We start from the raw sequence: 20,806 nt of genomic DNA, 5'->3' as shown, positions 1-20,806 counted from the left end.
TGCTTGTCCTGAGGATCAATCGTTTCTGCGCCGATTGCCCACGATGAGCAGCAGCCGGAACAGCTGGGCCAGGGACACGGCCAGGGCGGCCACATAGGTCATAGCCGCAGCCCACAGGGTCTTGCGGGCTCCCACCATCTCGTCTTCGTTCAGCAGATGGCCTTGCTCCAGGGCGGCCAGGGCCCGGTGGCTGGCGTTGAACTCCGTGGGCAGGGTCACCAGCTGGAACACCGTAGACAGGCCGAAGCAGGCAATGCCCGCATAGGCCAGCTGTACCCCCAGGTCGCCGGAGACAAACAGCAGGCCAATGAGGATGAGCGGCATGGCCAGCTTGGAGCCGATGTTGGTGATGGGGATGATGGCAGCCCGCAGCTTGATGGGCAGGTAGTGGGTGGCATACTGAATGGCGTGGCCCGCCTCGTGGGCGGCCACACCGATGGCGGCGGTGGAGGCGTTGTCGTACACCGAGTCGGACAGGCGGATGACGTTGGTGCGTGGGTCATAGTGATCGGTGAGATTGCCTGCCACCCGTTCGATACGGACCTGGTGCAGGCCGTTGGCGTCCAACACCATGCGGGCGGCATCTGCTCCGGTGAGGCGGCGCATGGAGAGTTGCTGGGCATATTTTCAAGAGAAATCCCCGAGGCGATTGCCTCGGGGATATGTCTTTATTCTTCCACCAAAAATCCTGCGTCCCGCAGCGCCTCCACCAGGCGCTGGAACGCCTGCTCGTCCCGACATTGTAAGGTGTGCAGGTGGATGCCGTCGGTGAGTTCAGACAGGGGGCGCATGTCATGGGCCTGGGCCTTCTGGATGAACTGGGACACATCATAGCGGGAGGACAGATTCAGCTGTCCCACCAGCTGGCCGTACACCGGGTGTTCCACCACCACCGACTCCACAGTGCAGCCGTGGTCCACCATCAGGTTCAGCTCCTGCTCCATCTCGCTCTCGCTGTGGCGGCAGGCCACCGTGTAGGTGCGGCCGGGGGCAGGATGGTCCAGCACATACCCCCGGGGGGTGGCGGTGATGTTGGCCCCCGAGGCCCGCAGCAGGGCCACGTCCCCCACAATGATCTGGCGGCTGACCTGGAGGGTGTGGGCCAGAGCGGTGGCGGACAGGGGGCCGTCGGCCTGGGCGAGATATTCTAAGATGTGGGTGCGGCGCAGTTGGCTGTTCATGGGAAATCCTCCTGTCAGGAATTGGCGCGGAGAAAGTGGGGGGTGACCCGGCCCGAGGACACCGGATGGGTGAAGCCCTGTTGGTCGGTGACCTCCAGGGAGAAGTCGGGGAGAATGGCCTGGGCCATGGCCTGATAGGTCTCCTTTCCGGTCTCCACCTCCACCGGCTGATGGAGGGTGAGACAGTGGGAGCGGTACTGGTGCAGGTATTCCTCGTGGTGGCTGGGGAAGTGCTGGGCCATGGTGTGGAGCTCTTGGAGCAGGGTGAGGGCCATGTGGTTGGGCTCCACCTCGTACCCCTCCAGGGCCAGGGAGGTGGCGATACCCTCCAGCCCCAAGTCGTGGAAGGTCTGGGCGGTCTGGCTGAGGTTTAGCCCTACCCCAATGACCACATAGTCCGGCTCGCTGCTCTCTCCCAGCAGGGACAGCTCGGTGAGGATGCCGCACAGCTTGCGGTTATTTAAGTAGATATCGTTGAGCCACTTGATGCGGGCGGGTGCGCCGCAGGCGGTCTCCACCGCCTGGCGCACCGCCACCGCCACCCATCCCGTGAGGGAAAACAGCTCAGACAGCTGAACCTGGGGGCGCAGCAGCAGGGACAAGTACAGCCCGCCGGGGGGAGAGGCGAAGGTGCGGCCCCGGGTGCCCCGGCCGGAGGTCTGCTCCAGAGCGGCCACCACGGTGCCGTGGGGCGCTCCCTGGGCGGCCATGGCCTTGAGCTGGGTATTGGTGGAGTCCAGCCGATCAAAGACGTGAATGTGGCCCGAGGAGATGGTGCCGGACAGCCGCCCCTCCAGATAGGGGGCGGAGAGCTGAGGGGGTGGGCCGTCCAGGCGGTAGCCCAAACGGGTGGAGGAGGAGATGGGCCAGCCCTGCTCCCGCAGTTGGGACAGCTCCTTCCAGATGGCGCCCCGGGTGACCCCCAGCGTCTGGCTCATCTCCTGGCCGGAGACATAGCCGGGGCTCTGGGCCAGCAGGGCAATGAGTTGATCTTGATTCATGGTTTGGCCTCCCGTCAGGTGAGACGGTCGTAGAGGGTGATGGAAATGGAGAGGACACCGCCGTCCCGCAGCACGGACAGCTCCACCTGGTTGCCCACCCCGGTGTCATTGAGCACCCGGGTCAGGGCGTAGAGGGTGGGGGTGTCCACTCCGTTGGCGGCGAGAATCACGTCGCCCTCCAGCAGCGCCTCGTGGGCGGGGGTGTCAGCGGTAGTGCTCACCACGTACACACCGGAGGTGTCGTCCATCTGCACCTCCTGGCACAGGATGCCCAGGGAGGGGCGGAAGCTCTGTCCGGTGTGAATCATCTGATTGAGGAAGGGAATGGTGTCGTTGATGGGGATGACCAGGCCCAAGCCTTCGATGACGGTGTCATTTTCCACGCCGGTGATCTTGGCGGAGGTGATGCCCACCACCTGTCCATAGGCGTTGGTCAGAGCGCCGCCGGAGTTGCCGGAGTTGAGGGCGGCGCTGGTCTGTAAAAGGTTCATGTCCTTGCCGTCCACCTGGATGGTACGGGTGGGGGAGGAGATGATGCCCTCGGTCATGGTGCCGTGGAGGTAGCCCATGGGGTTGCCGATGGCGTACACCGAGTCGCCCACCGACAGCTGGTCCGAGCTGCCCAGACGGGCAGGGACGAGGCCCTGGGCCTCGATTTTCAGTACCGCCAGGTCCAGCTCCTCGTCGTAGCCCACCAGCTTGGCGTCATAATTGGCCGTGCTGGAGAGCATGGAGACGTTCAGGGACACACCGCCCTGGATGATGTGGAAGTTGGTGACGATGTACCCCGACTGGGTGAGCACCACCCCGGAGCCCACGCTGGCCGAGCCGTTGCCCTGGTCGGCGGTGACGCACACCACCGAGGGGAGCACCTGGTCATAGATCTGGTTGCTGGTCAGGAGCTGGGTGTCCTGGTCGTGTACGAAGATGGACACGTTGGGGTCGGGCTGAGCCCAGGGCAGGTCGGCGGGGTCCCAGTTGGCGTTGACCTCCACATGGTTGGAGGGGCGGGGGGCAAAGGAGCCCCTCTGGGCATCCGCCAGGGAGTTGGCCAGGTGGACCATGCCCAGGTATCCGCCGAACACCAGGGCCGCTGCGGCCACCAGGCACAGGGACACCACCAGCAGCGCCTTACCCAGGCGGCGGGGGCGACGGTCTGAGGTGTAGTGGTAGTGGATGGGGCGGGGTTCCCCTTGGGGCCAGCGATGGGAAAGATGGTTGGACACGGCAAACGCCTCCTGAATCAGATTCATGCCCGGGGCAGACTGAAGGTAAAGGTGGTCAGACCGTCCTGACTGGTGCAGGTGATGGTCTCTTTGTGGCTGTTGAGAATGGTTTTGACGATATACAGACCCAGTCCCACGCCGTCCCGGTTTTCACTGCGGGAGTGGTCGGCCTTGTGGAAGCGGTCGAAGATGAGGTCCAATTCCTCCGGGGGAATGGTCTTGCCCTGGTTGCTCACCGACACCGTGGCCTTGGAGCCCTTGGGGACAATGGACAGGGACAGGGTGCCCTCCTCCTGGGAGAACTTGATGGCGTTGTCCAGCAGGTTGTAGCACACCTGGGTGATGGCATCCTGGTCGCCCCACACCATTACCGGCTCTTCCGGCAGGTTGGTGGCCACCTCCAGATGCTTCTGGTTGATCTTGCCCTCCAGACTCACCAGGGTGCGCAGCATGGTCTCGCCCAGGTCAAACTGCTGCTGGGGGGCCCGCTCGTCGGACTGGAGCCGGGACAGGTCCAGCATGGACCGCACCAGCCGGGACAGCCGCCGGGTCTCCGAGGAGATGATGCTCAGGTACTCCCGCTCCCGGTCGTGGGGAATGGTGCCGTCCAGAATGCCGTCGGCAAAGCCAGCAATGGTGGTCATGGGGGTTTTCAGCTCGTGGGAGACGTTGGCAATGAACTCGCTGCGCCGCTGTTCGCTCTTGGACAGGGACTCGGCCATGGCGTTGAAGGCCTCGGCCAGCTCGCCAATCTCGTCCCGGCGGTTGCCTACGTCCACTCGCACATCCAGCTTGCCCAGTCCGAACTGACGGGCAGCGGCGGCAATCTCCTTCATGGGCTTGGACTGATGCATACTGGTGACTGAGCTGAGAATGGCGGCCACCAGGATGACTGCGCAGGCCACCACCACAAAGATGGCGGACAGGTCCCGCCACATGGCGGTGATGTCCGAGGTGTTGGTGGAGAAGAACACCAGGCCTTGCAGATATCCGCTGGAACTGGAGACGGGCAGGCCCACCATGAACCGGGCGCTGGAGTACATCCCATTTAGGGTGGTCATGCCCTCATAGACCTTGTCGTTGATGACAGCGTTGACGATGTCATTGGGCATATTCCGAGAGGTCATGTTATACAGCACATGTTTGCCGTCGGTGGCAAAGAGAATGGTGCCGTCGTTGGTGGCCACGATGATGTGGGAGTCGGCCACCTGGGCCACCGTGGAGATGTATTGCTGAAACTCGTCGGTGGTCCACACGGTGCTGCCATTGTTGTTGGCGGCGTAGGACGTATATTCTGCAATGTACTTGGCATTGCGCATGAGGGTGTCCTGCTTTTCCTGGAGGGTGTACTGGTAGCTCAGGGCGGCGAAGGATGCGCCCAACAGGAGAAAGGACAGCAGGACCATTCCGGCCATGGTGGCAAATTGCCGTCCATACATGGATTTCATGGATGAGGCACCTCCTGCTCTGTGGGGTTAGCTGTTGGACTCAAACTTGTAGCCCACGCCCCACACGGTTTTCAGGCTCCACTTGTCGCTGACGCCCTCCAGCTTTTCCCGCAGACGCTTGATGTGCACGTCCACAGTGCGGCTGTCGCCGAAGTAGTCAAAGCCCCACACCTCGTCCAGCAGCTGGTTGCGGGTGAAGACCCGGTTGGGGGAGGAGGCCAGATGGTAGAGAAGTTCCAGCTCTTTGGGCGGGGTGTCCACCCGCTTGCCATCCACCAGCAGCTCGTAGGAGTCCAGGTTGATGACCAGCTTGTCAAACACCAGCTTTTTCTCCTTCTGCTCCTCTTCGCCGTACCGGCGCAGCACGGCGTGGACTCGGGCCAGCACTTCCTTCATCTCAAAGGGCTTGGTGATATAGTCGTCGGCGCCCAGCTCCAGGCCGTTGACCTTGTCCTCCAGCTCACCCTTGGCGGTGAGCATGATGATGGGCACTTTGGAGGTCTCCCGGATTTTGCGGCAGATGGACCAGCCGTCCATGCCGGGCAGCATGATGTCCAGCATCACCAGGTCGGGCTGGAACTGTTGGAACTTCTCCAAACCCACCAGTCCGTCGTTGGCCACCTGACAGTCCATGGACTCCTTTTCCAGATACAGACGCATCAGGTCGGCAATGTTCTTGTCATCTTCCACGATCAATACCTTACGGGGCATACGTGTCACCCTTTCTTTTTCTGCGGAGAGGGGCTCTCCCTAAATTTTTTATGATACCAGTATTGTATCCTGCTTTTTTGGCGAAGTGGAGAAGTTTTTGTAAATTCACACCACGTAAGAGCGATCAATGTGAATGACCGCGTGATAATTGGGGTTTTCCGCCTGCAATGCCTGGACCAGGGCGTCCTTCACCTGGGCCGGGGGCATGGTGACGCTGTAGGGAACCACCAGATCAAAAATCAGATTGGTGTACATAGGCCCCGTGGTCATGCGGAAGTCATGGATGGACAGGTCGGGGTGGATATCCCGGGCCAGCTGGGCGGTGCGGGCCCGCAGCTGTTCCACCTGGGGGTTGCCGGTCTGAATGGGGTCCATGTGGATGACGGCCTCGATCTGGAACCGCTCTCCCAGCTCCCGCTCGATGTGGTCGATGATATCGTGGGCCTCCATCACGTCGGTCTGATCGGACACCTCGGCGTGGACGCTCATCATCCGTCGCCCGGGGCCGTAGTCGTGGATGATGAGGTCATGAATGCCCACCACCTGGGGGTGTTCCATGATGACAGACTGGATATCCTTCACCATCTCCGGGTCAGGGTTGGTGCCCAGCAGGGGGTCGATGGTGTCCTTGGCGGCGGACCAGCCGGCCTTGAGGATGAAGGCTGCCACCAGCAGACCCAGCCAGCCGTCCAGCTGCAAGCTGGTGACGTGGGTGATGCCCAGGCCCAGCAGTACGGTGGAGGTGGCCAGGGCGTCGGAGCGGGAGTCGATGGCGGTGGCCCGGAGGGTCTCGGACTGGATGCGATTGCCCAGCTTGCTGTTAAACCAGCCCATCCACAGCTTCACCAGAATGGAGATCACCAGAATGGTGCCGCTGAGGGCGGTGAGTTGGGTGGCCTCGGGATGTAAGATCTTCTCCATGGAGCTCTTGCCCAGCTCCACACCCACCAGGAGGATGAGCAGGGACACCAAAAGCCCGGAGAGGTACTCCATGCGGCCATGGCCGAAGGGGTGGTCGGCGTCCGGCTTCTGACCGGCCAGACGGAAGCCCACCAGAGTGACCACAGAGGAGGCGGCATCGGAGAGGTTGTTGAAGGCGTCGGCGGTGACGGAGATGGCGCCGGTGATGAGTCCGGCGGTGAGTTTTCCCGCAAAGAGCAGCAGGTTTAAGAGAATTCCCACTCCGCCGGCAAAGACGCCGTATTGACGCCGCACCTCGGGGTCACGGGTCTGGGTGTAGTTGGGAATGAAACGACGAAGGACGATGTCCAACAATGGTAAGGACCTCCCTTATGAAATAGTTAGCATTTTATTATACACAAATATGGCAGGGAAGGCAACGCAAACCAGGGACGCTCCGCTGGGGGTCTATTTCTCAGCGATGAGAAATAGACGAAAGAATCGCCAAAGGCGGGGCCTTCCCCCGCCTTGTGGAATCCACCCTGCGGTACTGGGTGTATCTGCGTTCTCCTCTTTTCGGCCCTTGGTTCGGCGGGGTCACATAGATGGCATGGCAATTCTTTTGTAAGTGCCAGCTTCTACGGCAAGTAAAACTTCTACTTCCAGGGCCTTACCCTGGTGAGCCGCTGTTCCCAGCTATCGATGGAATGGCTCCCGGCGGCGGGAACGCCGCTTGGCCAGGGTAGGCCCGGCTGTGGAAACCACCTGGCGATAGGGCCAGCTGCCCAAGGTGGCCTGGTGTGGTGGCACAAACAGGAGCCACAGCAAGGGTGACGGGCCGGAATAGCCTTGACGCAGTTCCAGCCTCGTACCCCAAGGGAGGTTCTTAGGGGGGAACGCCCTAAGCGGATTTTGGTTCCTTTTGACCGAGCAAAAGGAACCCCCAGCGGGGAGCGTCCCCGCCAGACTGGCAGGTCTGGATGGAAGAAAAAATCCCGAGCCGAAGCCCGGGGATGAATAGAAAAAGCACTTCCCTGGACCGAAGTCCAGGGAAGTGGGGAAGTTTCTTACTTGAAGTAACGCTCCAGCTCGTCGGAATAAACTGCGCATCCGCTGCGTTTCTCCCAGGAGAAACATTCGCTACGCTCCGTTATTCCTCCTCTCCAAATCAAACCCACTGCGTTGGGCTTTGATTTGGGGGTGTTGCTAGAGCCTTGCCATGGCGAGCTGATTTTGATTTGACGAGGCCCGCCACGAAAAAGAAAAAGCACTTCCCTGGACCGAAGTCCAGGGAAGTAGGGAAGTCTCTTACTTGAAGTAACGCTCCAGCAGACCCTTCAGAGCCTTTGCCGTGACGAGCCGCCCCACGGGTCTAGCCCCGTGGGGGCCCCAGGATTTCAAAGCACAGGCGAAAGTGGATTCCGCCTGTGCCAAGGTTTTCGCTGGGAGCGAAAACGCTTGTAAGACGAGGCCCGCCACGAAAAAGAAAAAGCACTTCCCTGGACCGAAGTCCAGGGAAGTGGGGAAGTTTCTTACTTGAAGTAACGCTCCAGCAGACCCTTCAGAGCCTTGCCGTGGCGGGCCTCGTCGCGAGCCATCTCGTGGACGGTGTCGTGGATGGCGTCCAGGCCGTTCTTCTTGGCGCACAGAGCCAGGTCCATCTTGCCCTGGGTAGCGCCGAACTCGCAGTCCACACGCCAGGCCAGGTTGTCCTTGGTGGAGGCCTTCATGTTGGGCTCCAGCTCCTCGCCCAGCAGCTCGGCGAACTTAGCGGCGTGCTCAGCCTCCTCAAAGGCGGCCTTCTCCCAGTACAGACCGATCTCGGGGTAACCCTCACGGTGAGCGATGCGGGCCATGCACAGGTACATACCAACCTCGGAGCACTCGCCGGTGAAGTTGGCCATCAGCTGCTCACGGATGTAAGCCTTGTCCTCGTCGCTGATGTTCTCGTTGTTCTTGACGGTCTTGCCGTAGATGCCGTACTCGTGCTCGGCAGCCAGCTTCAGCTCGCCGCTCTGCTCAATGAACTTGGAGCCGGGGACGTGGCAGACGGGGCACTCGGCGGGAGCGGTCTCTCCCTCGTGAATGTAACCGCAGACGGGGCAAATCCATTTCTTCATGATAATAATCTCCTTCACTGTTTTAATTTTTTGCAGGCCTGACACAGGCCAAAGACATGAACCTCATAGCTTGTTGCTTCGAACCCAAATTGTTTGCTGCATTCCTCCACATACCCCTGGGTGGGGGGACTGGGAGGCAGGTCCAGAACGGAACCGCAGCAGTTGCACACAAAGTGTGCGTGGGGACTCACATCCCCGTCATACCGCTCTTGGCCATTCACCGTTCCCACCCGCTTGATGAGTCCATGCTCACACAGCTGGTTGAGATTGCGGTACACTGTGCCCAGACTCAGGTCTGGATACAAGGGCCGGAGCTGCTGAAAGATCCAGTCTGCCGAGGGGTGGCAGTCGGTGCTTCGCAGCAAGTCCAGCATGGCGTCGCGCTTTACGCTGCGTCTGCAGATCATTGCTGTCACCTCGCTAACAGGAACTGTTCTTGTTAAGAGAATACCACAGGGGTGCCTGTTTGTAAAGAGGCAAATTGAGATTTTTCAAAAAATTTTTTCAGGGGAGTGGCGGGCTATACAAACAGCTCTTCATAGTGCAGATGTTCTGGCCCATGGCGTACTCATATTCAGCCTTCACAGATGATACCTTCTAAAATGAAAAGAGCACTTGCCGCTGCAAGTGCTCCTTATATATAATCGGTGCCGCTATGCGGCACACCATACTTCTTCCCTATTCACTATCACTTATTCACTTCCAAAAATCGACCCATCAGATTTAGTGAAGAGTGAATAGAGAATAGTGAATAAGTAAAAATCGACAAGCTCCTTGCGGAACTTATCGATTTTTGGTACGCCCGAAGCCGAAGCGAGGAAAAGGTGCCTGTGGCACGTTTTCCCGCTGCGGGTCCCTTCCCAAGAAGGCGAGTCCTGTGGACGAAGCCTGATTGGCGGTAGACGCAGAAGGTGGAAAAAGAAAAAAGCTAGGGTAGACCTTACGATCTATCCTAGCTTGGTACGCCCGAAGGGACTCGAACCCCCAACATTCAGAACCGGAATCTGACGCTCTATCCAATTGAACTACGGGCGCATCTTTATGATGCTTGAATAGTATAGCAGGAAAATTTCCGTTTGTAAAGAAGAAAATAAAAAATAACTCCCAGAGACGGAAATAAGCATAGGCAAGGGCGGGGGATTGTGGTATCATATCATAATGGTAAGCTACGAAATTCCCCTCAGACAGCCGGAGGGGTCAAGCCCAGCAAAAGAAATGAGGTTAGAACGGTGAAAAAACGAGTGTTTCGCGGTGTGGGGCTGTGTGCCATGCTGCTGTGCCTATCGTTGAGCTTATGCGGTTGTATGTTTGAGCAGTCCGAGGGGATGTACGCCCTGCCCATCCTGCCCGAGGCATATTCCCAGCTCCAGAGCACCATCCAGGACGTGATGGACCAGCAGGGGGCGGAGTACGCCACCATCAGCTCGGGCAGCAACACCTCCACGGTGCAGCTGCTGGACCTCAACGGAGATGGAGAGCAAGAGATGGCGGCGGTGTTTCTCCGAGTCACCTCGGCAGAGGAGAAGCCTCTGCGGGTGTGCCTGTTCCGCAAGGGTGCGGACAACGACTACCGCCTGACCTACGTGGTGGAAGGGGACGGCACCTCCATCAACTCCGTGACCTATGAGGACGTGACGGGGGACGGGACCCTGGACCTCATCGTCTCCTGGCAGATGAGCACCAAGGTGCACATCCTCTCCGCCTATGCCCTGTTGGACGCAGGGGTCAGCGAGCTGATGAGCACCACCTATAATGAGAGCTATCTGGTCACCGACCTGGACCAGGACGGCGCCAAGGAGATCGTGGTCTGCCACCAGGACAGCACCGGGGACGGGGCCAACCTGGCGGAATTTTACGACTATAACGGCGGCGTGATGACCATGACCTCCTCCGCCCCCCTGTCCAATGGCATCTATGGGGTGTACTCCATGGTGCCGGGCAAGCTGGCCGACGGCACCCCGGCGGTGTTTGCCTCCTCGCTGTTCTCCGGCGGGACCCTCACCGACGTGATGACGGTGGCGGACGGACGCCTGCACAATGTCACATTAAACAAGCAGGCGGGCTACAGCGAGGTGACCTCTCGGGTGGACACCGGGGTGTCTCTGTCCGACATCAACAAGGACGGCGTGCTGGAAATTCCCATCCCTGTGAAGCTGCCCAGCGTCAAGGAGGGGGAGGAGTCCGAAGAGTCGGTGATTTACTGGTGCCAGGTCAACGCCAACGGCAGCCTGGCCATCAGCTGTGTCACCTACCACTGTCAGGCTGACGGCTGGTACCTGGTGTTGCCGGACAACTGGCCGGAGAACATCGCCGTGGCCCGGGACGACTCTCTCAGCCACCGGGGCGAGCGTTCGGTGGTGTTCTACTATAACTCCGGGGAAGAGGGCCAGGAGCCCAAGCCCTTCTTGACCATCTACCGCCTGACCGGCAGCAACCGTCAGGCCCGGGCCATGCTGCCTGGCCGCGTGACCCTGTACAGCGACAGCACCACCATCTACGCCGCCTCCCTGGAAGAGGGCGTGTGGGATTGCAAACTGAAAGCCAACGAACTGGCCCAGCGGTTCTTCCTCATCACCGTGGCCTGGGACAGTGAATCTTAAAGGAGTGAGCCACCATGAAAAAAGTATTGGTATTGGAGGACGAGTCCAACATCCGCAGCTTTGTGGTCATCAACCTCAAGCGTGCGGGATATGAGACCATCGAGGCGGGCACCGGGGAAGAGGCCCTGGAGCAGATCGCCCGGCACCCGGACATTCGGGTGGCGCTGCTGGACATTATGCTCCCCGGCGAGATGGACGGCTTTGAGGTGTGCCGCCGCATCCGGGCGGGCAATTCCCAGATCGGCATCATCATGCTCACCGCCCTCACCCAGGAGATGGACAAGGTCACCGGCCTGATGACCGGGGCGGACGACTATGTCACCAAGCCCTTCTCGCCCGCCGAGCTCACCGCCCGAGTGGACGCTTTGTACCGCCGCACCGGCGGAGAGACCACCCGGGAGACCGACGAGATTCATCAGCCCCCCTTCCTCCTCAACACCCGCAACCGCACCCTGGAGAAAAACGGCCAGCGGGTGAAGCTGACCCAGGTGGAATACTCCATCGTCAAGCTGTTTATGGACAACCCGGGGAAGGCCCTGGCCCGGGAGGAGATTCTGGACGCGGTGTGGGGCAAGGACTACATTGGAGAGCTGAAGATCGTGGACGTGAACATTCGCCGCCTGCGCATCAAGCTGGAGGATGACCCCCAGAATCCCACCTACATCAACACCGTCTGGGGCTTTGGCTATAAATGGGGCTGCTAATGCGGCGTGAAGAGCATGGAGAGGATATAAGATGATTTGGAAGAAGATCCCCCTTCCCGGCAAGCGGAAGAAGGAGGGACAGGAGCAGAAGAAAAAGGCGGTGCGCCGGGGCGTGCTGCGTCGCCGCTGGCTGGTGAATACCCTGGTGACCACCTTTGCCATTGTGGCCATTGCCGTGTCCGCCTTCTCCCTGGCCATTTACAACTACTACCTGGCCACCATCGCCGCCACCCTGGAGAGCAAGGCCCAGACGGCGGCCGGGATGTTTCAGAACTACACCGAGACCACCTACCTCTATGCGGCCCGGCAGTTCATCAACCAGTTTGAGGAGAAAAACACCATCGAGGTGCAGTTTCTCACCCCCGACGGCGAGGTACGCATGACCTCCCTCATGGATATCTCCGGTGCCACCCCCCAGGGGGATGACATTGAAGAGGCCATCCAGACCCAAGAGCTGTCCACCTGGCGGGGGGAGGATACCTCCACCCAGGACTACCTCATGGCCGCCTCCGCTCCCATCGTGTACAACGGCTCGGTGGTGGGTGTGGTGCGCCTGGTCACCTCTCTGCGCCTGCTCCAGGCCCAGATGTTGAAGGTGGTGGGCATCAGCGTGCTGGTGGGCATGGTCATCATCGCCCTGATGGTGCTCTACGCCTCCTACTTCATCCGCATGATTCTGGAGCCGGTGACCCGGGTCACCGAGACCGCCAAGCGCATCGCCGCCGGCAGCTACGGCGTGCAGATGGAGGTGCGGGGCGACGACGAGATGGGCCAGCTGGTGGACGCCATCAACGACATGTCCATGAAGATTGACCAGGCGGAGAAGACTCAGTCGGAGTTTATCTCCTCGGTGTCCCACGAGCTGCGTACTCCTCTCACCGCCATCAACGGCTGGGCGGAGACCCTGTACAACGGCGAGGTGCGGGACGCAGAGGACGTGAAAAAGGGCATGGGCATCATCGTCTCCGAGGCCCGACGCCTGACCAACATGGTGGAGGAGCTGCTGGAGTTCTCCCGCATTGAGACCGGGCGGTTCAACCTGTCCGTGGAGCCCATTGATATCAAGGCGGAGCTGGAGGACGCTGTGTACACCTACCGGGAGTTCTTCCGCCGCAAGGGCTTGAAGCTGGAGTATATCGAGTGCGAAGAGGAGTTCCCCCCCATCAGCGGCGACCCGGAGCGGCTGCGCCAGGTGTTTTGCAACCTGCTGGACAACGCCGACAAGCACGGCGGGTCCGGCGGCGAAGTGGATGTGTCCATCCACCCCGAGGGGAACATGGTGGCCATCCGGGTGCGGGACTTCGGCCCCGGCGTCCCCGAGGAGGAGCTGCCCTACGTCAAGTACAAGTTCTACAAGGGCTCTTCCAAGGCCCGTGGCTCCGGCATCGGCCTGGCCGTGTGTGAGGAGATCGTCACCTGCCACGGCGGCACCCTGGATATTGAAAACGCCATGGGCGGCGGCTGCGTGGTCACCCTGCGCCTGCCCATGACCCTGGAATAATGAAACAAATGTACGAAAACCCTTGTCATTTTTCCCGCCATCTGCTAAGATGTTCCGTGGAAGGACAGGGGGGAGTATGCACGAGATAAAGGAGTTCAATCCCATGTCCAATCAGTCTGCGTCCCCCTGTGGGACGCCTTACAAGACCACCTGCGGTGGTCAGGCCCTCATTGAGGGCATTATGATGCAGGGCCCGGAGAAGCGGGCCATCGTGGTGCGCAAGCCCAATGGGGAGCTGGATATCACCACCAAAAAGATTCAACCCCGGAGCCGGTTTGCCAAGCTGCCCCTGGTGCGAGGGGTGTTCGTCTTCGGCTCGGCCATGGTTCACGGAGTCCAGGCCCTGATGCACTCCGCCGAGGTGTCCGAGGAGGGGCTGGAGCAGGAGGAGGACGAGGAGCCCGGCTGGCTGGAGAAGTGGCTGGACGCCCACTTCACCCAGGAGAAGGCCGCCTCCATTTTCATCACCATAGCGGCGGCCCTGGGGATCGCCTTCTCGGTGGGCCTGTTCATCCTGCTGCCCACCGCCCTCACCGGACTCATCCGCCTGGTGTGGCCCCAGATGCCTCTGTGGGTCCAGGCGGTGGTGGAAGGCGTGATGAAGGTGGCCATTTTCCTGTGCTACCTGTGGCTGTGCTCCCGCACCAAGGAGATGCGCCGGGTGTTCTCCTACCACGGGGCGGAGCACAAGGCCATTTACTGCTATGAGAATGGCCTGGAGCTCACCGTGGAGAACGTGAAAAAGCAGCCCCGCCACCATCCCCGCTGCGGCACCAGCTTTCTCTTTGTGGTGATTGTGGTGTCCATTTTCCTCTCCATTGTGATTTTCACCCCCTTGCAGATCAAAAACACCCTGCTGCGCATGGTGCTCCACCTGGTGCTGCTGCCCATCATTGTGGGGGTGACCTACGAGTTCAACCGCTACGTGGGCGGCCATGACAACGCCCTGTGTCGGGCCCTGCGGGCTCCGGGGATGTGGATGCAGAATTTCACCACCTTTGAGCCGGATGAGAGCATGATCGAGGTGGCCATTACCGCTTTGAAGCTGGTGCTGCCCCGGGAAAAGGGCGCCGACGCCTGGTAATGGAAGACAGAGAAAGGCGGCAGACATGCAGACGTATAACGATATTTACTTAGCGGTACGGCGCACCCTCAAGGAGTCCGGCGTGGAGCAAGCCCAGCTGGAGGCCATGGAGCTGATGTGCGCCGCCCTGGGCAAGCGCCGGGAAGAGGTGCTCCGGGACCTGTCTCTCTATGCCAGCGAGGCCATCGAGGGGCAGGTGGATGCCCTGCTCCAGCGCAGACTGGCTGGGGAGCCCATCGCCTATATCCTTGGAGAGTGGGAGTTCTACGGCCTCACCCTCACTGTCACCCCCCAGGTGCTGATTCCCCGCCCCGACACCGAACTGCTGGTGGAGCGGGGGATTTTGGCGGTGCGGGATTTGCCCCAGGCCCGGGTGCTGGACCTGTGCACCGGCAGCGGCTGTGTGGGGCTGGCTCTGGCCTACAACTGCCCCAACGCCCAGGTGGTGCTGGCCGACTGGTCTCAGGACGCCCTGGAGGTGGCCCGGCAGAACCTGATGCGCTGCCAGCTGGCCGACCAGGTGGAGCTGGTCCAGGCCAACGCCCTCCAGCCGCCCCCCCGGGAGTTGGGCGAGTTTGACCTCATTGTGTGCAATCCCCCCTACATCCCCCGCCAGGTGGTGGAGGAGGAGCTGGACCACTCGGTGCGGGACTACGAGCCCCACCTGGCTCTGGACGGGGGCGAGGACGGCCTGGACTTCTACCGGGCCATCACCCTGCACTGGAACTGGGCCCTGCGTCCCGGCGGCAAGCTGATCTTTGAGATCGGCTACGACCAGGAGGAAGCGGTGAAAAAGCTGATGGTGGACCGAGGCTTCCAGCAGGTCCGCAGTTTTCAAGACCCTGGCGGCCACTGGCGGGTCGTGGAGGGCATACTAGAACCCATACAGCCGGACGAGCCGGCAGGAAAGGAAGAATGACGCATGGCAGATAAGAAACGGCCCGTGGACCCTGTTGGGCCTGCATCGGATAAGAAGAAGGCGCTGGAGACCGCCATTGCCCAGATCGAGCGGGATTACGGCAAGGGCTCCATCATGCGCCTGGGAGAGAACGCCGACGTGATGGTGGAGGCCATCCCCACCGGCTCTCTGTCCTTGGACATCGCCCTGGGTATCGGCGGCGTGCCCAAGGGACGTATCATTGAGATCTACGGCCCGGAATCCTCCGGTAAGACCACCCTGGCCCTTCACGTGGTGGCCGAGGCCCAGAAGCGGGGCGGCGAGGTGGCCTTCATCGACGCCGAGCACGCCCTGGACCCCACCTATGCCCGTGCCCTGGGCGTGGACATTGACTCCATGCTCATCTCCCAGCCGGACACCGGCGAGCAGGGCCTGGAGATCTGCGAGGCCCTGGTGCGCTCCGGCGCCATTGACGTGGTGGTGGTGGACTCGGTGGCCGCCCTCACCCCCCGGGCGGAAATTGAGGGCGACATGGGTGACTCCCATGTGGGCCTGCTGGCCCGCCTCATGAGCCAGGCCCTGCGCAAGCTGGCTGGCTCCATCGCCAAGACCAACTGTGTGGTCATCTTCATTAACCAGCTCCGTGAAAAGGTGGGCGTGGTGTACGGCAACCCCGAGGTCACCACCGGTGGCCGTGCCCTGAAGTTCTACGCCTCGGTGCGCATGGAGGTGCGCCGGGTGGAGGCCCTGAAAAACGGCACCGAGGTGGTGGGAAACCGCACCCGGGTGAAGATCGTGAAGAACAAAGTCTCTCCCCCCTTCCGGGAGGCAGAGTTTGAGATCATGTACGGCGAGGGCATCTCCAAGCTGGGCGAGCTGGTGGACCTGGGCGTGAAGCTGGACCTCATCCAGAAGTCCGGCTCCTGGTTCTCCATGGGCGACACCCGCCTGGGCCAGGGCAAGGACGCCGTGAAGAAGTATCTCACCGACAACCCCGAGATCGCCCAGGAGATCGAGGACCAGATTCGGGCCAACTCCTTCAAGCTCATGAGCCGCCAGTCCCAGATCGCCGCCCGGGCCGCCGGGCGGGCCGTGGACGTGTCGGCGGACGACTTTGAAGGATGAAACTGTTAAAGCTGGAGCCCTCGTCCCGGGTTGAGGGGCGGTGGCTTGTCTGGCTGGAGGACGGCTCTCTGCTGCGGGTAGGGGAGGGGGATGTGGTGTCCTTTTCCCTCTACGCCGGGATGGAACTGAGTGAGGAGCAGCTGGAAGGGCTCAAACAGGCCCAGGAGAAGGCCAAGCTGAACAACAAGGCCCTCACCCTGCTCTCTGCCCGGCCCATGTCCCAGCGGGAGCTGGAGCGCAAGCTGTCCGCCAAGTCCCCCAGAACGAGAGACCCTCAGGAGGGGGAGGAGCAGCGGCAGCAGCGCCGGGAGCTGGCCCAAGAGGTGGCCCAGCGCATGGCCCAGGTGGGGCTGGTGGACGACCGGGAGTACGCCTCCACGGTGGTGCGCCACTACAGCCGCAAGGGCTACGGCCCGGCCAAAATCCGGGATGAACTGTACCGCCGTGGCGTGCCCAGAGAGTACTGGGACGAGGCCATGGAGGAGCGGGACCAGGGGGACGACAAGCTCCGGGCCCTGGTGGAAAAGAAGCTCCGGGGGGCAGCGCCCACCCGGGAAGAACTGAAAAAAGTGTCCGCCTATCTGGCCCGCCGTGGCTTCGGCTGGGAGGAGATCTCCCGGGTGCTGAGCCAGGTGGAGCAAGAGGCGGAGTGAAAGGATGGAACCAATGAGTTATACCGTGGCATTCCAGTCTCTGGGCTGCTCTAAAAACCTGGTGAACACCGAGCAGATGATGGCCCTGTGCCGGGCTGCTGGCTACAACGTCACCGGGGAGCCCCGGGGGGCGGACGTGGCGGTCCTCAACACCTGCGGGTTTATTGAGGCGGCCAAGAGCGAGGCCATCGACTGCATTTTGGAGCTGGCCCAGCTGAAGAAAGAGGGGCAGCTGAAAAAGCTGCTGGTCACCGGGTGCCTGTCCCAGCGCTATCCCCAGGACATCCGCACCGAGCTGCCCGAGGTGGACGGCCTGCTGGGCACCGGCAGCTACACCGACGTGGTGTCCGCCATTGAGGAGCTCATGGCCGGGGAACAGGCCCAGCACTTCGGGGACATCCACCGCACCTATGAGGACGGGGAGCGGATGGTCACCACACCCCCCTATACCGCATATCTGAAAATTGCGGAGGGGTGTAGCAACGGCTGCGCCTTCTGCATCATCCCCAAGCTTCGGGGCCGCTACCGCAGCCGCTCCATGGAGCACATCCTGGAGGAGGCCCAGAAGCTGGCGGACAACGGGGTGCAGGAGCTCATCGTCATCGCCCAGGACATCACCCGCTACGGCCAGGACCTGGAGCAGCCCACCACCCTGGCAGCGCTGCTCCGCGAGCTGTGCAAGCTGCCCTTCCACTGGATTCGGCTCCACTACCTCTACCCTGAGGCGGTGACCGACGAACTCATCGAGGTGATTGCCAAGGAGCGGAAGATCGTCAAGTACCTGGACATTCCCATCCAGCACGCCAACGACGGCATTTTGAAGGCCATGCGCCGCCGCAGCACCAAGGCAGAGATTGAGACCCTCTTTGCCAAGCTGCGGGCCGCCATGCCCAAGGTGGTCATCCGCACTTCCCTTATCTGCGGCCTGCCCGGCGAGGGCGAGGAGGAGTTTGAGGAGCTGTGCGAGTTCCTGAAAGAGCAGAAGATTCAGCGGGCGGGTGTGTTCCAGTTCTCCCCCGAGGAGGGCACCCTGGCTGCCGCCATGGAAAACCAGGTGGACCCCGAGGTGGCTGCCCGCCGGGTGGAGCTGGTGGTAGACCTCCAGTCCCGTATCATGGACGAGTACAACCAGGAGCGTTTGGGCACCTGCATGGAAGTGTTGTGCGAGGGCTTTGACGCTGCGGAAGGTTGCTTTGTGGGCCGTACCTACGCCGACTCGGTGGACATTGACGGTCGGGTGCTGTTCACCGCCGCAGGCGACGTGAAAGCAGGAGAATTTGTGTGGGTCCGCATCACCGGCACTGCCGACGGGGACCTCACGGGCGAGATTGAGGAGTGAGCGACATGGAATGGAATACCGCCAATAAACTGACCATGCTCCGGGTGATTTTGATTCCCGTGTACCTGGTGGTGTGGTACCTGAACCTGAAATACAGCGCTCTGCTGGCCCTGGCCGTGTTTGTCATCGCCAGCGTCACCGACTTCCTGGACGGCTATGTGGCCCGGCACTACAACCAGGTGACCACCTTCGGCAAGTTCATGGACCCCCTGGCAGACAAGATTCTGGTGATCACCGCCATGATCTGGTTTGTCTCCGTGGGTCTGCTCCCCGTGTGGGCCCTGGTTATCGTGGTAGCCCGGGAGTTTGCCGTGTCCGGCCTGCGGCTCATCGCCGTGGACAATGGCCGAGTGATCGCCGCCGCCTGGTCTGGCAAGGTGAAGACTTTCTCCACCATGGTGTGCCTGTGCCTGATGCACTTGCCCATTCCTGAGATTTTGGTGCAGGTGTGCGTGTGGGTGATCGTGATCACCACCGTGTACTCTGGCATTGAGTACTTCTGGAAAAACAAAGACGTGATGAAATAAGTACGAAAGTGGAAGTGGCCGTTGTGGCTGCTTCCACGTTCTTTTTCTCTTCTGTGCACTTGCCAGTGCGGTGGGGACGCTCCGCTGGGGTGACTTTCTGCCGCCAGAAAGTCACCAAAGACCGCCAAAGGCGGGGCCTTCCCCCGCCTTGTGGAATCCACCCCGCGGTACTGGTTGGAGGGTGCGCCTTCCTCTGTTCGGCCCTTGGCTCAGTGGGGTCACATAGATGGCCTGGAACTTCCACAGAATGTACCTGCTTCTGTGGAACCTTGTGCTTCTACCGCCAGGGCCTTACCCTGGTGAGTCGCTGTTCCCAGCGATGGGCAGCCTGGCTCCCGGCGGCGGGAACGCCGCTTGGCCAGGGTAGGCCCGGACATAGAAATCACCCAGCCATAGGGCCAGCTGCCCAGGGAGGCCTGGTGTGGTGGCAGTATCAGGGGCCACAGCAAGGGTCACGGGCCAACCATAGCCTTGACGCATGGACAGCCTCGTACCCCAGGGAGGTCCTTAGGGGGGAACGCCCTAAGCGGGTTTTGGTGACTTTTGCCCGAACAAAAGTCACCCCAGCGGAGCGTCCCCGGCGGGGGCGGAGGGTTGCGCCTGAGGCATTGGAGGAGGTCAATCCCTCCGACCCGGCTTACGCCGGGCCACCTCCCTTTACACAAGGGAGGCATTCCCATAAGAAAATGACCTGCTGCGTTGCCGCAACAGGCCATTTCTCATTTTATGAATTACACAAACTTGTACACGGTCTCTTCTTTGTACTCCTGGCCGGGCTTGAGCACGGCGGAGGGGAAGTTGGCGTGGTTGGGGGCGTCGGGGAAGTTCTGGGTCTCCAGGCAGAAGCCCCAGCGCTTGTCGTAGGGGGCGCCGTCCTTGCCCACAGGGCAGCCGTCCATGTAGTTGCCGGAGTAGAACTGCACGCCGGGGGTGGTGGTGTGCACCTCCATGGTGATGCCGGTGGCGGGGGAGTGGGCGGTGGCCACGTGGCGCAGCTGTCCAGCCTCACCATCCAGCACCCAGTTGTGGTCGTAGCCTCGGGCCATGGTCAGCTGCTCAAAGTCGTCGTCCCAGTGGGCCCCCATGGCCACGGGGGTACGCAGGTCCATGGGAGTGCCCTCCACGCTGGCGATCTCCCCGGTGGGGATGGACCCGGCGTCGGTGGGAGTATAGGCCTGGGCCTTGATGCAGATGGTCTGGTTATCCACCGGGCCGCTGTCGTGGCCGGAGAGGTTGAAGTAGCAGTGGTTGGTGAGGTTGCACAGGGTGTCCGCGTCGGTGTTGGCGTGGTAGGAGATGGACAGCCCATCCTCGGTGAGGGTGTAGGTGACGATGACGGTGAGGGTGCCGGGATAGTTCTCCTGGCCATCGGGGCTGACCAGGGAGAGCACCACCTGGTTCTCGGTCTGGTCCTCTACGGTCCAGATCTGCTTGTCAAAGCCGATGTCGCCGCCGTGAAGGTGGTTGGGGCCATTGTTGGTGGCCAGAGTGTAGTCCACCCCGTTGAGGGTAAATTTGCCCTGGTTGATACGGTTGCCGAAGCGGCCGATGAGGGCGCCGATGTAGCAGGTCTGGGTCATGTAGTCCTCGATGGTGTCGAAGCCCAGGGCCACGTCCACGGGGTTGCCGTCCTTGTCGGGGACCACCAGGGAGCGGATGGCGCCGCCATAGGTGAGGATGGAGCAGCGCAGAGCGCCGCAGCGGAGGGTGAGTTCTTCCACCAGGTCACCGTTGGGCATGGTGGCAAAGAGGGTGCGATTGTCAGACATGGGAAAAACCTCCTTATGT

Annotated in this window: 18 protein-coding genes, 1 tRNA gene and 1 pseudogene; 9 read left to right on the top strand and 11 right to left on the bottom strand. The window is 61.3% G+C overall.

The window, feature by feature from the left end:
* Positions 1-15: 15 nt before the first annotated feature.
* The 10 genes and pseudogenes from B5F98_RS04325 to B5F98_RS04280 all read right to left on the bottom strand — a co-directional run.
* A pseudogene (locus tag B5F98_RS04325) lies at positions 16-615 on the bottom strand (zinc metallopeptidase); the annotation flags it as partial.
* A 53-nt stretch (positions 616-668) separates the two neighbouring features.
* Entirely contained in the window at positions 669-1,181 is a 513-nt protein-coding gene (locus B5F98_RS04320; protein WP_087233970.1) for a transcription repressor NadR, read from the bottom strand.
* Positions 1,182-1,195: 14 nt separating this feature from the next.
* Positions 1,196-2,182, bottom strand: a complete 987-nt coding sequence (locus B5F98_RS04315) for a biotin--[acetyl-CoA-carboxylase] ligase (protein ID WP_087369817.1) — start codon at positions 2,180-2,182, stop codon at positions 1,196-1,198.
* Positions 2,183-2,196: 14 nt separating this feature from the next.
* Positions 2,197-3,408, bottom strand: coding sequence for a trypsin-like peptidase domain-containing protein (locus B5F98_RS04310; protein ID WP_206418084.1), 1,212 nt, complete (start codon positions 3,406-3,408; stop codon positions 2,197-2,199).
* 23 nt (positions 3,409-3,431) lie between these two features.
* Entirely contained in the window at positions 3,432-4,856 is a 1,425-nt protein-coding gene (locus tag B5F98_RS04305; protein WP_087369813.1) for a HAMP domain-containing sensor histidine kinase, read from the bottom strand.
* Positions 4,857-4,883: 27 nt separating this feature from the next.
* On the bottom strand, positions 4,884-5,567 hold the full coding sequence (locus tag B5F98_RS04300; protein WP_087233978.1) for a response regulator transcription factor: 684 nt from the start codon (positions 5,565-5,567) through the stop codon (positions 4,884-4,886).
* A 105-nt stretch (positions 5,568-5,672) separates the two neighbouring features.
* Positions 5,673-6,842: a cation diffusion facilitator family transporter gene (locus tag B5F98_RS04295; RefSeq protein ID WP_087369811.1), complete on the bottom strand. Its 1,170-nt coding sequence runs from the start codon at positions 6,840-6,842 to the stop codon at positions 5,673-5,675.
* Between the two features lie 1,157 nt (positions 6,843-7,999).
* Positions 8,000-8,587: an NADH peroxidase gene (locus B5F98_RS04290; protein WP_087233982.1), complete on the bottom strand. Its 588-nt coding sequence runs from the start codon at positions 8,585-8,587 to the stop codon at positions 8,000-8,002.
* A 14-nt stretch (positions 8,588-8,601) separates the two neighbouring features.
* The gene (locus B5F98_RS04285) at positions 8,602-8,994 is read right to left on the bottom strand and encodes a transcriptional repressor (RefSeq protein ID WP_087369809.1); all 393 of its coding nucleotides are present in this window, start codon (positions 8,992-8,994) and stop codon (positions 8,602-8,604) included.
* 551 nt (positions 8,995-9,545) lie between these two features.
* Positions 9,546-9,622: transfer RNA gene (locus B5F98_RS04280), tRNA-Arg, on the bottom strand.
* Positions 9,623-9,816: 194 nt separating this feature from the next.
* Here B5F98_RS04280 and B5F98_RS04275 point away from each other — a divergent pair.
* The 9 genes from B5F98_RS04275 to pgsA all read left to right on the top strand — a co-directional run bounded on the left by B5F98_RS04275 (position 9,817) and on the right by pgsA (position 19,018).
* Positions 9,817-11,187 carry a VCBS repeat-containing protein gene (locus tag B5F98_RS04275; RefSeq protein WP_143482170.1) on the top strand — a complete coding sequence of 457 codons (1,371 nt, stop codon included), beginning with the start codon at positions 9,817-9,819 and terminating at the stop codon, positions 11,185-11,187.
* A 14-nt stretch (positions 11,188-11,201) separates the two neighbouring features.
* Positions 11,202-11,891 carry a response regulator transcription factor gene (locus B5F98_RS04270; protein WP_087232548.1) on the top strand — a complete coding sequence of 230 codons (690 nt, stop codon included), beginning with the start codon at positions 11,202-11,204 and terminating at the stop codon, positions 11,889-11,891.
* A gap of 31 nt (positions 11,892-11,922) precedes the next feature.
* Positions 11,923-13,392 (top strand): HAMP domain-containing sensor histidine kinase, encoded by a 1,470-nt coding sequence (locus B5F98_RS04265; RefSeq protein WP_087369806.1) that lies wholly within the window; start codon positions 11,923-11,925, stop codon positions 13,390-13,392.
* A 76-nt stretch (positions 13,393-13,468) separates the two neighbouring features.
* Positions 13,469-14,476 (top strand): DUF1385 domain-containing protein, encoded by a 1,008-nt coding sequence (locus B5F98_RS04260; protein WP_242961595.1) that lies wholly within the window; start codon positions 13,469-13,471, stop codon positions 14,474-14,476.
* A gap of 25 nt (positions 14,477-14,501) precedes the next feature.
* Positions 14,502-15,395: a peptide chain release factor N(5)-glutamine methyltransferase gene (gene prmC / locus B5F98_RS04255; RefSeq protein ID WP_087369802.1), complete on the top strand. Its 894-nt coding sequence runs from the start codon at positions 14,502-14,504 to the stop codon at positions 15,393-15,395.
* A gap of 3 nt (positions 15,396-15,398) precedes the next feature.
* Complete coding sequence (gene recA / locus B5F98_RS04250; protein ID WP_087232536.1) at positions 15,399-16,499, top strand: recombinase RecA; 1,101 nt, start codon at positions 15,399-15,401, stop codon at positions 16,497-16,499.
* Complete coding sequence (locus tag B5F98_RS04245; protein WP_087369800.1) at positions 16,496-17,152, top strand: regulatory protein RecX; 657 nt, start codon at positions 16,496-16,498, stop codon at positions 17,150-17,152. The genes recA and B5F98_RS04245 overlap by 4 nt, the downstream gene beginning before the upstream one ends.
* A gap of 13 nt (positions 17,153-17,165) precedes the next feature.
* Positions 17,166-18,491: a 30S ribosomal protein S12 methylthiotransferase RimO gene (gene rimO / locus B5F98_RS04240; RefSeq protein WP_087369798.1), complete on the top strand. Its 1,326-nt coding sequence runs from the start codon at positions 17,166-17,168 to the stop codon at positions 18,489-18,491.
* 5 nt (positions 18,492-18,496) lie between these two features.
* Complete coding sequence (pgsA, locus tag B5F98_RS04235) at positions 18,497-19,018, top strand: CDP-diacylglycerol--glycerol-3-phosphate 3-phosphatidyltransferase (RefSeq protein WP_087232527.1); 522 nt, start codon at positions 18,497-18,499, stop codon at positions 19,016-19,018.
* Positions 19,019-19,749: 731 nt separating this feature from the next.
* Here the strand turns inward: pgsA and B5F98_RS04230 are convergent.
* Positions 19,750-20,787 carry an aldose epimerase family protein gene (locus B5F98_RS04230; protein WP_087232523.1) on the bottom strand — a complete coding sequence of 346 codons (1,038 nt, stop codon included), beginning with the start codon at positions 20,785-20,787 and terminating at the stop codon, positions 19,750-19,752.
* Positions 20,788-20,806: the final 19 nt, after the last annotated feature.

The sequence above is a fragment of the Pseudoflavonifractor sp. An44 genome, from assembly GCF_002161675.1.
GTDB classification, from domain to species: domain Bacteria; phylum Bacillota; class Clostridia; order Oscillospirales; family Oscillospiraceae; genus Enterenecus; species Enterenecus faecium.
This window is presented reverse-complemented; position numbering and strand designations above follow the sequence as displayed.

Excerpts from the sequence above, each read along its gene's own strand:
- B5F98_RS04320 (WP_087233970.1), bottom strand. The coding sequence starts at position 1,181 with ATGAACAGCCAACTGCGCCGCACCCACATCTTAGAATATCTCGCCCAG.
- B5F98_RS04315 (WP_087369817.1), bottom strand. The coding sequence starts at position 2,182 with ATGAATCAAGATCAACTCATTGCCCTGCTGGCCCAGAGCCCCGGCTAT.
- B5F98_RS04305 (WP_087369813.1), bottom strand. The coding sequence starts at position 4,856 with ATGAAATCCATGTATGGACGGCAATTTGCCACCATGGCCGGAATGGTC.
- B5F98_RS04300 (WP_087233978.1), bottom strand. The coding sequence starts at position 5,567 with ATGCCCCGTAAGGTATTGATCGTGGAAGATGACAAGAACATTGCCGAC.
- B5F98_RS04290 (WP_087233982.1), bottom strand. The coding sequence starts at position 8,587 with ATGAAGAAATGGATTTGCCCCGTCTGCGGTTACATTCACGAGGGAGAG.
- B5F98_RS04285 (WP_087369809.1), bottom strand. The coding sequence starts at position 8,994 with ATGATCTGCAGACGCAGCGTAAAGCGCGACGCCATGCTGGACTTGCTG.
- B5F98_RS04270 (WP_087232548.1), top strand. The coding sequence starts at position 11,202 with ATGAAAAAAGTATTGGTATTGGAGGACGAGTCCAACATCCGCAGCTTT.
- B5F98_RS04265 (WP_087369806.1), top strand. The coding sequence starts at position 11,923 with ATGATTTGGAAGAAGATCCCCCTTCCCGGCAAGCGGAAGAAGGAGGGA.
- B5F98_RS04260 (WP_242961595.1), top strand. The coding sequence starts at position 13,469 with ATGCACGAGATAAAGGAGTTCAATCCCATGTCCAATCAGTCTGCGTCC.
- prmC (WP_087369802.1), top strand. The coding sequence starts at position 14,502 with ATGCAGACGTATAACGATATTTACTTAGCGGTACGGCGCACCCTCAAG.
- recA (WP_087232536.1), top strand. The coding sequence starts at position 15,399 with ATGGCAGATAAGAAACGGCCCGTGGACCCTGTTGGGCCTGCATCGGAT.
- B5F98_RS04245 (WP_087369800.1), top strand. The coding sequence starts at position 16,496 with ATGAAACTGTTAAAGCTGGAGCCCTCGTCCCGGGTTGAGGGGCGGTGG.
- rimO (WP_087369798.1), top strand. The coding sequence starts at position 17,166 with ATGAGTTATACCGTGGCATTCCAGTCTCTGGGCTGCTCTAAAAACCTG.
- pgsA (WP_087232527.1), top strand. The coding sequence starts at position 18,497 with ATGGAATGGAATACCGCCAATAAACTGACCATGCTCCGGGTGATTTTG.
- B5F98_RS04230 (WP_087232523.1), bottom strand. The coding sequence starts at position 20,787 with ATGTCTGACAATCGCACCCTCTTTGCCACCATGCCCAACGGTGACCTG.